We start from the raw sequence: 12215 nt of genomic DNA, 5'->3' as shown, positions 1-12215 counted from the left end.
CGCGGCGGCCTGACCCACAGGCAGAGCTCTGCCCACCCCGCGATCCCGGAAAGGAAAGTGCCCCCGCACTCTCTGGAAGTCGACACACCCAGCCCTCTCCGGAAGCCGACACACGCCCAGCCCAACCTGAAGGTCGACACGCCCAACCGCCTCAGGACCCAACGCGCCCAGCCGTCTCCGGAGCCCAACGCGCCCAGCCGTCTCCGGAGCCCAACGCGCCCAGCCGTTTCGGGACGCCAACGTGTCCAATCATCTTTGCAAATCTCAGAACCGAGCCATCCCGGGAGGGCGCCCTACCCAAGAAGGAGCGGTGGATGGCGGAGAGAATATTGGTGGGTCTGGCAGGCCGACCCGCAGGGACGGCCCGGAGATACTCCCGCAGCTATCCGCCGCTCCGCTGCCGCAGCCCAGCCATCATGACCCGGTCCTGCAACTATCCGTCGTCGCACCCCAGTCACCGACCCCAGCCCGCCGAAGATCCCGACACTTATCGCAACCCAAGCCGGGCCAAAGTGCCTGCATAGGATTCGGGTGTGTGATGGAGCCCTCCCGAATAAGAAATGGCGACATGACTGAACCTGACAACACCCGCTGGCTGAACGCGGACGGCACCCAGATGGACGAAGACCACCGCGGCCTCGTCTATGACGTACAGACCCTCGTGAACCGCCGTGCCGCACTGGGGCTGTTCGGCGGCGTCGCGCTGACAACGTTGCTTGCGGCATGTGCGCCGGTGGCGTCAGGAACCGAACCCAAGGCGACGCTGTCGGCGACACCACGCACGAGCACCTCCTCGGCCTCGCCGTCGGCGTCGCCTTCTCCGTCACCCTCCGCTTCCACATCTGCCGTGCCTATAACGGAGATACCTGACGAAACTGGCGGACCGTACCCGGCAGACAACTCGAACGGCGTCAACATCCTGGATGACTCCGGCATCGTGCGCAGCGACATTTGCTCCAGCTTCGGAAGCTCCACAACCACCGCCGCCGGGGTTCCGCTGCAGTTCTCCCTCACGGTTCGTGACGCCGCGAGCGGCAACGCGATCGTTGGAGTCGGCGTCTATGCCTGGCACTGCGACGCGGCGGGCAACTACTCGCTGTACTCCCGCGGCGTCGAGAACGAGAACTACCTGCGCGGCGTGCAGCAGACCGACCCCGCAGGAACCGTGACGTTCACCTCGATCTTTCCGGCCTGCTATCCGGGGCGCTGGCCGCACATTCCCATCGAGGTGTACGCCGACGTCGCGACCGCCGTCGCGGCCGGGCCGATCCTTAAGACGAGCCAGCTCGCGTTGCCGAAGGAAGCCTGCGACGCTGTCTACGCCACCACTGGATACGAGTCGAGCGCCCGCAACCTCGGCGGCGTCACACTCACGAGCGACAACGTGTTTGGAGACGACGGCGGCATCTTCCAAATCGCGACCGTCTCCGGCGATGTCACGAAGGGCTACACCGCAGCCCTCGCCGTTGGGATTTAACGCCCCGAACTACAGAATGACGGTCGAGCGGCCGTGCACGATGACGCGATCCTCGGCGTGCCAGCGCACGGCGCGGGCGAGCACGAGGCGCTCAACATCCTGGCCACGACGCTGCAACTCGACAGCCGATTCCGCGTGAGTGACGCGGGTGACGTCCTGCTCGATGATCGGACCCTCATCGAGATCCGCGGTCGCGTAGTGGGCGGTCGCACCGATGAGCTTCACGCCGCGCTCCTTGGCGCGAGCGTACGGGTTCGCGCCGATGAAAGCGGGCAAGAACGAGTGATGAATGTTGATCACCGGAGCACCGATGTCGCGAATGAAATCGTCGGTCAGAATCTGCATGTAGCGGGCGAGTACGACCAAGTCGACCTTGCCGGCCAGCAGTTCGAGCTGTTGTGCCTCCATCGCGGCCTTGTCGCTCGACGGGATGTGCACGAACGGCACACCAAAGTTCGCCACAGACTGCTCGAGCGCGGTGTGGTTGGATACGACACACGTGATGTCGATGTCGAGATCGCCGCGCTGCACGCGCCAAAGCAGATCGAGAAGGCAGTGGTCGTACTGCGACACGAAGATGGCGACGCGCTTGCGCTGGCTGGCGTCGTGAAGCGACCATTCCATACCGAAGTCGGCGGCGAGCTCTTCGACGAGATGCTCGATCTCGGCGCGGCGATCCGCGAACCCCTCGATGTGAAACACCGTGCGCTGGAAGAACTTGCCGCCCTCAGCGTCGGTCGAGTGCTGGTCAAGCGAAATGATGTTCGCGCCTACCCGCGCCATCAGCCCCGCGACGGCAGCGACGATACCTGGCTGGTCGTCACAGGTGATCAGCAGGCGGGCGGTGTCGGTCGAATCAATCATCGTGCTCCTTTTCCGGTCAATTCTTCCCTCTCCGGCCCCGTTCCAACGAATCGCCGCCCGGCGTGTGACGGCGTAGCCTGAATCTGTGACTGCAGCACCTGGTTCCGTCGACCCCGTCTCGTACTTCGGTGACATCCGCTCTCAGCTCGACGGATTGCCGACCGAACTGCTGGGTGAATACCGCGCGGCGAAGCGTGTGCTGGGCATTCCGCGGGCGCCGCGCATCGTCGCGATCGGCGAAGCCTGGCACCTCGGCGCCCTGCTGGTGACGGCCGACGGTGTGCTCGCGACGGGCGATGTGGCGCGGTCGCTGGAACCATCACGCAAGGGATACACCGCCATTTCGGCGCGCGAACGCGACGAACTACGCTTCGCCGCGTACCGCGGTGGCGTGCCCGAGGGGCGTGCCGTGCACTACAACTGGACGCCGATCGACTTCGCGGCTTTGGCGGCGGGCGGAACCTCGGGGCCGCTGGCAATCCAGGATGGCGAGTTGCGAATCCGCTGGTCGGCGGCCGGTGGTTACGCGCCGCTGGATGGCTACCTCCGCGAGCGGATCGAGTTGGCCCGCGGAGTTCTCTAGACCCGATTAGTCGCGTGACGACTGCGCGGGTCCGGCGTTGCGGGGACGTCGGTTTTTTGACCGCGCGGTTGGCTGGCGTGTTTAGTCGCGTGACGACTGCGCGGTGCGGCCACGCACAATGCCGATGAAGGCCTGAACCTCGGCGGAATCATTCGCGCGATCCCACGCGAGGCCGACATGAGTTGGTTCGGCACCGACGATCGGGCGGAACGTCACATCCTTACGTTTGTGCGCCCGCGCGATCGACATCGGCACGATCACGACGCCCACGCCAGAAGCGACGGTTTCGATCGCGTCTTCGGTTGTCGCGGGGGCGTCAAAGCGCGGCTCCACGGTGCCTTCGATCGGGCCGAAGTGCGCGGCGTCATCTCGCGGCACGATAATGACTTCGCCAGCCAAGTCATCGAGCGTGATTTCAGCGACCGACTCCAGCGCACTGTCGATGCTGACAACGGCACCGACAACCTCGTCGTAGAGCGCGATGACGTGCAGATCGTCGTGGGAGAACGGTTCGCGGGAAATCGCGATGTCAATGTCACCGGCGAGCAGCGCGGTGCGAGTATTGGCGGCATCGAGCGGGATGAGTTCGAGCTCGATCTCGGGGTACCGCTCGCGCCAAATGGAGACCCACTTACCCGGCGTCGCACCGGCGACAAACCCGAGGCGGAACGGCTCGGTGCGCGGTGCCGGCGGCAGATCAAACACGACCTGCGAGTTGCGTGCGTTCTTACCGGTGCCGCTCTTGCCAGCTGCTTTCTTGGTTCCGGAGCCCGTGGTTCCGTTCTTCGCGGCGTTCTTACCCTTCGGAGCAGAGCCCTTCGCCGCGCGACCCTTGCCGGCCGGACCTTTCGCGTGCGACGACGGCCGCTTTCCGGACTTTCCCACCGGCCCACGTCGCGCAGAATTCATTCCCCCAGCGTATCCCGCCCGGGTTTCGTCGCGCGACGATGCTGGGTGAATCCGCACCCAAGAAACACAAAATCCCCGAGCACGCGGGGCGCTCGGGGATGAGTATGTGGCGGCTAGGCCGCGAGCCAAAGGCCCTTACGATCAGTCGAGATGCGCATGCCGGGGTGGACGATCTCATCGTCACCGATGCGGGCACCGCGGGCGATACTTGCACCTTCGCCGACCGTGGTGCGAACGCCAATGCGTGCGCCCTGGCCGATGACGGCGCCGTGGCCGATGTGCGCGTGCGCGTCAATGATGGCACCCGGGCCTACCTGCGCGTCGCGTTCAATCCAGGCTCCGCGCGCGATGTGTGCGCCAGCGGCGACGTGTGCGTGCGGCTCAATATAGGCGCCCGCCTCAACGATGGCGTCGGCGTCAACCTTCGCGCCGTGCGCGATGAGTCCGCGCCCGTTGACGTGCTTGCGGTACCGAAGTGTCTGACCCTTGTCGTCTTCGATATCGATGTAGTTCTTTCCCACGTTTTCCTCCATCCGAGAGGGGTGTACCTGAGATAACGGTGCCCGTGCATTTTTCATTCCGTCGAATAAATGAACTCGGCGTTCTCCCAGCGAAGGGTGGCGATCAGGCTATTTCTGGCAGCGGGGGCACCAGAACACATTGCGGAGCTTCGTGGCGTCGGCACCGAGTTGGTCGGTGCGCAGTGGCGTGGAACAACGGCGGCAGTTTTCGCGCTCGCGGCCGAATACCCACGTTGCGCGGCCCGGTCTCGCGTCACCGGTGAAGACACGTCCGCGGCGGGAGAGGTTCGAGCGCATCATGCGTTCGCCGGTCGTGACGAGCTTGAACGCTTCATCAAATGACACCGTGCGATGCGGATCGATGCCCGCCACGAACAGCATTTCGTTGACGTATTCGTTGCCGAAGCCCGCGATGTTGCGCTGATCGAGGAGGGCGACGTGCACGGGCCGCTCATCGGTGGCAACCGCCTCGGCTGCGGCCGCTGGGTTCCAATCGGCGGCGAGCGGGTCAGAGCCTAGGTGTCCAACGAGTTCGTACTCGCGTTCGCGGGGCACAACGCTCACGCCCGACAGGTCGAAACCAACCGTCTGCACGGCATCGGATCCAACGACGGCACGTGCCTGAAAAGCGGGTCGCCGCCACGTGGTTCCGCGCTTGTAAACATGCCACGTGCCCTCCATACGCAAATGGCTGTGCAGCGTGTAGTCACCGATGTGATGCAGGATGTGCTTGCCGCGCGGAACCACGTCGGTCACGGAGAGGCCGGTGAGATCAACCGTTGCGGCGCCGGGCACGCGCAGGTCGAACTCGGTGATCGTCGCGCCGAGCAACACCTGCGCGAGGTGGTGCGCGGTGCGGTAGACGGTATCGCCCTCAGGCACCGGGGCCCGCCTTGCGGAAGGTGAGACCCTTCGTCGACTCGACGAATCCGGCGTCGCGCAGGGCGCGGCCGACGGGCGAGGTGTAGACGAATTCGCCGTTGACCTGTTCGATCGTCAGGGTCTCGAGCTTTCGGGCGCGCGATGTCTGCACGAGGTTGGTGGTTGCGGCGCGGAGCACGTCTTCGTCCATCGTGAAGGCGAGGGCGGTGCGGCCGCCGCGCTCCAGGTACAGCACGAGTTCGCCATCGACGAGGGTGACGAGCCCACCCGCCTTGCGACCCGGGCGGTGCTTGACGCCGTCGAGTGCCGGCCAGCTGAGCGCTGCGCCGTACGCGTTCGCGGGGTCGGTCGCGGCGAGCGTGATGGCGGCCAGCGGTGGTGGGTCGCTGAGTTGTGAGAACTGTCGCAACCGGTCGATCGTTGTACTGCTCGCGAACTGCGCGGCACCGAGCTTCTCGATGAAGTAGCCACGGCGGCAGTGCCCGGCCGTCTCGAACGTCGCGAGCGTGCGGTACACCTGCGCGAAACCGCCGGGAATCTGCTCGCTCTGCACCGGCCCCCGCGTCACAACGCCGTACCGATCGAGTAGGAGAGAGGCCGTCGCCGCGACGCGTTGCGCTGACTCTTCGCCGGCTTCGGGGAGCAGCGACCAGCGTCCGCCGAGCGCGGGTGGCCGCGGCGGAGTCGGCAGGCTGGTGCGGGTGGCGGAACCACGGTACAGCCGGGCGCGTGGGGTTTTGCGGGTGACGCGGTGCGCTTGGCTGCCGCCGCCAGCGAGGGTGCGTAGCGGTGCGAAGGTGTCGTTGGTGACGCGGCCTGCCCACACGAGCTCCCACAGCGCGTCAATGACGGACTGTTCGTTTTCGGCATCGGCGAGATGCTGGAGTTGTGATGCGAAGTACGCGCCTCCCGCACCCAGAATGTTGACGAGTCGCTGGCCGAGGCTTCCCTCGGCGACCTCACCCTCGGGCGGTGTGAGTGTCAGCGGGGCGGAGTCAGCGAGGTGCAGGCTCACCCACCCATCGCGGCCTGGCAGGGCGCCAACACCGGCCCACAGCACTTCGCCGGTTGCGGTGAGTTCATCGAGCATCGCGGGCGTGTAGTTGTGCACGCGCGACGGCAGAATCAACGACTCCCACGCGCTCGCCGGAATCGGTACTCCCGCGAGCTGATCGATCGCGGCAACCACGCCGTCGATGCCCTCGAGCGGACGCGTGAGGTGCTGCCAATCGGGCAAGAACCGTGCGTAGGCTTCGGGCGCGACGGGTTCGACGGCGCCACGCAGGGCGGCGAGCGATCGTAGTCGCAGGCGGCGGAGTACTTCGGTGTCGCACCATTCGGCCTCGTCGCCGCGGCCTTCGGGCAGGAAGAATCCGCTCTGCACGCGTCCGGCAGACTCGAGTCGCTGCAGCGTGTGTCGCACGATCGCGACGCCGAGTCCGAGCCACGTGCTGATGCGCTCTGCCGCAAACGGCCCGTGGGTGCGCGCGAAGCGCGTGACAAGGTCGGCGAGCGGGTCGGCGAGCGGTTCGAGAAAAGCGACCGGAACCCCGACCGGCAGGGCAACACCCAGCGCATCGCGCAGACGCCCGGCATCTTCAATCGCCGCGAACCGCTGCTCGCCCGCGACCGTCACAACGATCGCGCGACGGGTGTCGACGAGCGCGTTCGCGAACGCCTGGGCCTCGGCGAGCGTCGCGTGACCGGGGTCGTGCGGGGTGTCGGAGGCTTCGCGCTCAGCCGCACCCGTGGTTCCGTCGTTCTCCTCTGACCCTTGCAATCGCGGGGCGAGCTCGGTCGCGGTCAGCGGCCCAAGCACACGCAGCAGATCGGCGACGCCCTCGACGCCGCGGGCGCGACGGTCGGGGGTGAGGCGCTGCTGTTCGGCTTCGAACTGGGCGATAACGTCGGGGTCGAGAAGCTGACGCATCTCGACCTTGCCGAGCAGTTCGCCAAGGAGGGTCGGGTCGACGCTGAGGGCCGCGGCGCGGCGTTCGGCGAGGGGCGAATCGCCCTCGTACATGAACTCGCCGACGTATCCGAACAGCAGGTCTTTCGCGTACGGCGATGCCTGCGCGGGTTCGACTTCGATCAGGCGAATCTGGCGTTCGGCGATCTGCCGCGTGATGCGGAGGAGCGCGGGCAGGTCGTAGACGTCCTGGAGCACTTCACGGAGGGTCTCGAGGATGATCGGGAAGGTCGGGTGATTGCGCGCGACCTCGAGCAATTGTGCCGAGCGCTGGCGCTGTTGCCACAGCGGCGTACGCTTGTGCGGGTTGACGCGTGGCATGAGCAGGGCGCGGGCGGCACATTCGCGGAATCGTGCGGCAAAGAGGGCGGAACCGCCGACTTCTTCGGTGACGAGCTGCTCGAGTTCGTCGGCGTCGAAGACGAACAGGTCGGCGCCCGGTGGCTCGCTGATCGCATCGGGAATACGCACGATGATGCCGTCATCACTCGCGACCGCGGCGCCGTCGACGCCGAGTCGTTCGCGAATGCGTGAGCCGATCGCGAGCGCCCACGGCGCGTGCACCGAGCGCCCGTACGGCGAGTGGAGGATGAGGCGCCAGTCGCCGACATCATCTTTGCCGCGCTCGACGGTGAGCGTTTTGTCGGTGGGGAGGGTTCCGGTCGCTTCGCGCTGCTCGGTGAGGTAGGCGAGGAGGTTATCGCGGGCCTTGTCGTCGAGTCCGGCGTCGGCCAACCGCGCTTCGGCCTTTTCGCGCGGGGCAGAGATCAGGGCGCGACTCATCGCGCCGAGCGCTTCGCCCAGTTCGGCAGGTCGGCCCAAGCCATCGCCGTGCCAAAACGGCAGGCGACCCGGCTGGCCGAACGCGGGCACGACGTTGACGCGATCGTGCGTGATTTCGACGATGCGCCACGACGTCGTACCGAGCGTAAACACGTCGTTCACGCGCGATTCGTAGACCATCTCCTCGTCGAGTTCGCCAACGCGCGCGCCACGGGATTCGCCTGCGACGAAGACACCGAACAACCCGCGGTCAGGAATTGTGCCACCGCTCGTCACCGCCAACCGCTGTGCGCCCGGGCGCCCGGTAATGGTTCCGAGGTCGCGATCCCACACCACACGAGGTCTCAATTCGGCGAACTCTTCGCTCGGATACTTGCCGGCGAGCAGATCGAGCGTCGCTTCGAACGCCGAGCGCGGCAGGTTGCGGAATGGCGCCGACCGCTTGACCGTCTCAAACCAGTCTTCGACGTGCAGCGCGTCGAGCGCGGAGGCCGCGACCGTCTGCTGGGCGAGAATGTCGAGCGGATTCTGCGGAATCGCGATCGCCTCAATCTGCCCCTTCAGCATGCGTTCGGTGACGATCGCGGTGTGCAGGACGTCGGCTCTGTGCTTGGGGAAGAGGGCGGCCCGGCTGATCTCGCCGACCTGGTGGCCGGCGCGGCCGACGCGCTGGAGTCCGCTCGCGGCTGACGGTGGTGCCTCCACCTGAATCACGAGGTCGACGGCACCCATGTCGATGCCGAGCTCGAGGCTCGACGTCGCCACGACACAGCGCAGCACGCCGCTCTTGAGCTCTTCTTCGACGAGTGAGCGCTGTTCTTTCGAGACGGAACCATGGTGTGCTTTCGCAAGCACCGGTGCGACACCCGCACTGATGCCGGCTTGTGCCACCATGTCGGGAATCTTCATCTTCGCACCCGCACCGGTGCTGGTTCCGCGACCCATGGTTCCGTTGGTTGCGCGACCTCCGGTGTGAGAATCGTCGCCGAGATTGAGGGGTGTGCCGTCGACGGCGAGGCCGAATCGTTCGGCGTAAATCTCGTTGAGTCGACCGGTGAGGCGCTCGGCGAGGCGGCGCGAGTTCGCGAACACGATGGTCGACGTGTTGGCGACGATTCTGTCGACGATGGCCTCTTCGACGTGCGGCCAGACCGACCCGGTGACTTCGGTGAGCACGGGTCCGTCGGCGTCAAACCAGTCGGCACCGTCGTTTTCGGGCACCGGCGGATTCGTCATGTCATCGATCGGCACCACGACGTTGAGATCGAACGTTTTTGAGGCTTTGGGTGCGACGATCTCGACGGGAGCTGAGCCGCCGAGAAAGCGCGCGACCTCGTCGATCGGGCGCACGGTTGCCGAGAGCCCGATGCGCTGCGCGGGCTTTTCGAGCAGGTTGTCGAGGCGCTCGAGGCTCACCGCGAGGTGGGCCCCGCGTTTGGTTGCTGCGACCGCGTGCACTTCGTCGATGATGACGGTGTGCACGCCCTTGAGGGTGTCGGCCGCGCGACTCGTGAGCATCAAATACAGCGACTCTGGCGTCGTGATGAGGATGTCGGGCGGATTCCGCACCATCTTGGTGCGCTCGTTCGAGGGGGTGTCTCCGGAACGCACACCCACCGTCACAACGGGAGGTTCGGTGCCGAGCCTGCGTGCCGCGTGCGATATGCCGATCAGGGGCGAACGGAGGTTGCGCTCAACATCGACGCCGAGAGCCTTGAGCGGCGAGATATAGAGCACACTCGTGCGCTGTGGCCCGTCGGGGCGGGGCTCGTGAAACACCCGGTCGATTGACCATAGGAACGCCGAAAGCGTCTTACCCGAACCAGTCGGCGCAACAACGAGGGCGTTTTTGCCGTGGGAGATTGCCTCCCACGCGCCGGTCTGCGCCGTGGTCGGCTTCGTGAACGCGCCCTGAAACCATTCGCGCGTCGCCGCGCCGAACCGATCCAGAACATCACTCACCCCACCATTCTTATCCCTGCCACCGACATTCGCCCCGCCCCCGCGGTTCCGGAGCCGCCTGATCAACCGACCCCGCGACCGTTCTGCAGGATTTCGTCGGCGAAAACCGCGAATGGGGCTTGTTTTTCCTGCAGATCGTTCTGGATCCTGCATAACGGTCACCAGCGGCTGCTCCAACAACCGTTATGCACGATTGGGTGTGACTCGTGGGGCTGGAGTGGCTGGTGGGGCACTTTTTGCGTGCCTACCGATTTCAATCGTGCATAACGGTCGTTGAGTGGTGGGGTTCCGGAACCGGGGCTGGAACCAGGGTGCGGAATCGGGGGGCGGAACCACGGATTGCGGAACCACGGTGCGGCTAGACAACCTCGGCGAGGGTTTCGGAGAGGTGCAGGGTCAGGGTGATGCCCAGCCGGTCGAGGAAGGGCTGGTCGTGGCTGACCACCAGGACCGCGCCGCGGTACACCGACAGGGCGTCGACGAGCTGATTCACGGTGTCGATGTCGAGGTTGTTGGTGGGTTCGTCCAGGATCAGCAGCTGCGGCGCGGGCTCGGCCAGCAGTAGAGAGGCGAGCGCCACCCGAAAGCGTTCACCACCCGAAAGCGTCGACACCGGCCGGGTCATCGCATCACCCCGAATCAAGAACCGGGCGAGCCGGTTGCGGAGTTCGCGATCCTCGATGTGGGGCGCCGCCGCACGCACGTTGGCTTCGGCGGACAGAAACTCGTCGAGTCCATCCGCACTCTGCCGAAGGAATCGCACGCGATCCGTGTGAAGCTTGCCAGTGATCTCTGAAGCCAACCCGTCACCCGCACCCCGTGGTTCCACCCCCACGAGCCGCTCGAGCAGCGTCGTCTTGCCGGCGCCGTTGCGGCCAACGAGGGCGACGCGCTCCGGGCCCTGAATGATCCACTCGCGTTCGCCATCGCCGAGCGTCGCAATGCGTCGCACCGCCGACACATCGGGGTCGGGCAAATCAATGCGGATTGAATCGTCGTCACGTAGCCGGCGCTCGGCCGCATCGTGGGCGGCACGAGCCGCGTTCTCCTTTTCCCGCGCGTCGACGCGGAGCTTGCCGGCCGAAACCTGCGCATCCTGACGGCGACCGTGCGCGATGATGAGCGGCACCCGCTTTTCCCGCTCGGCCTTTGCTGCGGTGCGCTCGCGGCCGGCGAGCTTCGTCTCGGCCTCGATGCGCACCCGCTTCTCACGCTTCACGGTGGCTCGGGCAACACGCTCGGCCTGTTGGGCTGCGGCCTGCTCCTGGTCGAGCCACGCGCGAAACTCCGAGTACGGCCCGCCGAACACGGTGAGTTCGTTGCTGTAGAGCTCGGCCGTTTCGTCCATGAGCTCGAGCAGTTCGGTGTCGTGGCTGGTCACGACGAGGGTTCCTGGCCACGACGAAATCAGCCCGCACAGCTTCGCCCGCGCGAAGCGGTCGAGGTTGTTCGTCGGCTCGTCGAGCAGCACGATGTCGGCACCGCTGAGGCGCAATCCCGAGATCGCCGCGAGCATCGTCTCACCACCCGACAGCGTGCCGACGGTGCGTTCGAGCGCCTCCGGCGGCAACCCGATGTCGGCCAGTGCGGCGTGCGCGCGGGCCTCGACATCCCAGTCATCGCCGATCGTGTCGAAGTGCGCCGGGTCGACGTCGCCCAATTCGACAGCGCGAACCGCGCGCAGCACATCGCCAACACCGAGCAGGTCGGCAACCGGCAGATCTGCCTGCGCGGTGATGCGTTGCGGCAGCATCGCGACGGTTCCCGACGCGCGCACGCCACCGACCGTGGGCGTCAGCTGTTCGGCAATGAGTCGCAACAGCGTGGACTTGCCCGAACCATTGCGCCCAACCAGCCCGGTGCGGGCCGAACTGAAACTCCCCGACAACGCGTCGAGGGCAACCTGGCCATCCGGCCAAATGAAAGAGAGGTCGTCAATGACGACAGCAGGATTGAACATGGGGCCTCCGTTTCGGCGACGTCGCGCAGACGCCGCAGTGTCTGTGCTGCGCGGGCGCACCAAACACTGAAGGCCGGTGACGCACGCGCGGAAAACGCTGCGTCGTCACCAAATCGCCATCAAACGTGATGGCGGTGTGGCTCACATGCGAGACCTGAAAGGCCGTCAAACAGGCGATGCCACCGAAGTGGGTCGACAATCAGCGCTTAAGCGCGGGTGTCGATAATGGTCACTTCATTCCAATGTTCTGCGAACAGGGCGAAGCCAGCGTAACCCCACAGGCCGCGAATTGCGAATCCCGGGCG

8 protein-coding genes are annotated in these 12215 nt (G+C 66.0%); 2 read left to right on the top strand and 6 right to left on the bottom strand.

Features of this window, described 5'->3' with window-relative positions:
• Nucleotides 1–568 precede the first annotated feature (568 nt).
• Entirely contained in the window at nt 569–1477 is a 909-nt protein-coding gene (locus ACQUSY_RS10450) for a peptidase associated/transthyretin-like domain-containing protein (protein ID WP_428904422.1), read from the top strand.
• A 9-nt stretch (nt 1478–1486) separates the two neighbouring features.
• On the opposite strand, the gene purU is transcribed toward ACQUSY_RS10450, so the two are convergent.
• Nucleotides 1487–2341, bottom strand: a complete 855-nt coding sequence (purU, locus tag ACQUSY_RS10445; RefSeq protein ID WP_428904421.1) for a formyltetrahydrofolate deformylase — start codon at nt 2339–2341, stop codon at nt 1487–1489.
• Between the two features lie 85 nt (nt 2342–2426).
• Between purU and ACQUSY_RS10440 the strand changes: the two genes are divergently transcribed.
• Nucleotides 2427–2924, top strand: a complete 498-nt coding sequence (locus tag ACQUSY_RS10440; RefSeq protein ID WP_428904420.1) for a glutaminase — start codon at nt 2427–2429, stop codon at nt 2922–2924.
• Between the two features lie 81 nt (nt 2925–3005).
• Here ACQUSY_RS10440 and ACQUSY_RS10435 read toward each other — a convergent pair whose 3' ends face one another.
• The 5 genes from ACQUSY_RS10435 to ACQUSY_RS10415 form a co-directional block, all read right to left on the bottom strand.
• A complete protein-coding gene (locus ACQUSY_RS10435) occupies nt 3006–3833 on the bottom strand; it encodes a LysR family substrate-binding domain-containing protein (RefSeq protein WP_428904419.1) in 828 nt (275 codons plus the stop codon).
• Nucleotides 3834–3946: 113 nt separating this feature from the next.
• Nucleotides 3947–4354 carry a transferase gene (locus tag ACQUSY_RS10430; protein ID WP_428904418.1) on the bottom strand — a complete coding sequence of 136 codons (408 nt, stop codon included), beginning with the start codon at nt 4352–4354 and terminating at the stop codon, nt 3947–3949.
• A gap of 108 nt (nt 4355–4462) precedes the next feature.
• The gene (locus ACQUSY_RS10425; RefSeq protein ID WP_428904417.1) at nt 4463–5236 is read right to left on the bottom strand and encodes a DNA-formamidopyrimidine glycosylase family protein; all 774 of its coding nucleotides are present in this window, start codon (nt 5234–5236) and stop codon (nt 4463–4465) included.
• Complete coding sequence (locus ACQUSY_RS10420; RefSeq protein WP_428904416.1) at nt 5229–9950, bottom strand: DNA glycosylase AlkZ-like family protein; 4722 nt, start codon at nt 9948–9950, stop codon at nt 5229–5231. The genes ACQUSY_RS10425 and ACQUSY_RS10420 overlap by 8 nt, the downstream gene beginning before the upstream one ends.
• A 358-nt stretch (nt 9951–10308) precedes the next feature.
• Nucleotides 10309–11910: an ABC-F family ATP-binding cassette domain-containing protein gene (locus tag ACQUSY_RS10415; RefSeq protein ID WP_428904415.1), complete on the bottom strand. Its 1602-nt coding sequence runs from the start codon at nt 11908–11910 to the stop codon at nt 10309–10311.
• Nucleotides 11911–12215: the final 305 nt, after the last annotated feature.

Origin of the sequence: Microbacterium daqui (genome assembly GCF_050408675.1) — a bacterium.
Lineage (GTDB): Bacteria > Actinomycetota > Actinomycetes > Actinomycetales > Microbacteriaceae > Microbacterium.
The sequence above is the reverse complement of the archived record's forward strand: the minus strand, read 5'-3'. Positions and strand labels throughout refer to the sequence as shown.

Coding starts and splice junctions, on each gene's coding strand:
- ACQUSY_RS10450 (WP_428904422.1), top strand. CDS start 569: ATGACTGAACCTGACAACACCCGCTGGCTGAACGCGGACGGCACCCAG.
- purU (WP_428904421.1), bottom strand. CDS start 2,341: ATGATTGATTCGACCGACACCGCCCGCCTGCTGATCACCTGTGACGAC.
- ACQUSY_RS10435 (WP_428904419.1), bottom strand. CDS start 3,833: ATGAATTCTGCGCGACGTGGGCCGGTGGGAAAGTCCGGAAAGCGGCCG.
- ACQUSY_RS10415 (WP_428904415.1), bottom strand. CDS start 11,910: ATGTTCAATCCTGCTGTCGTCATTGACGACCTCTCTTTCATTTGGCCG.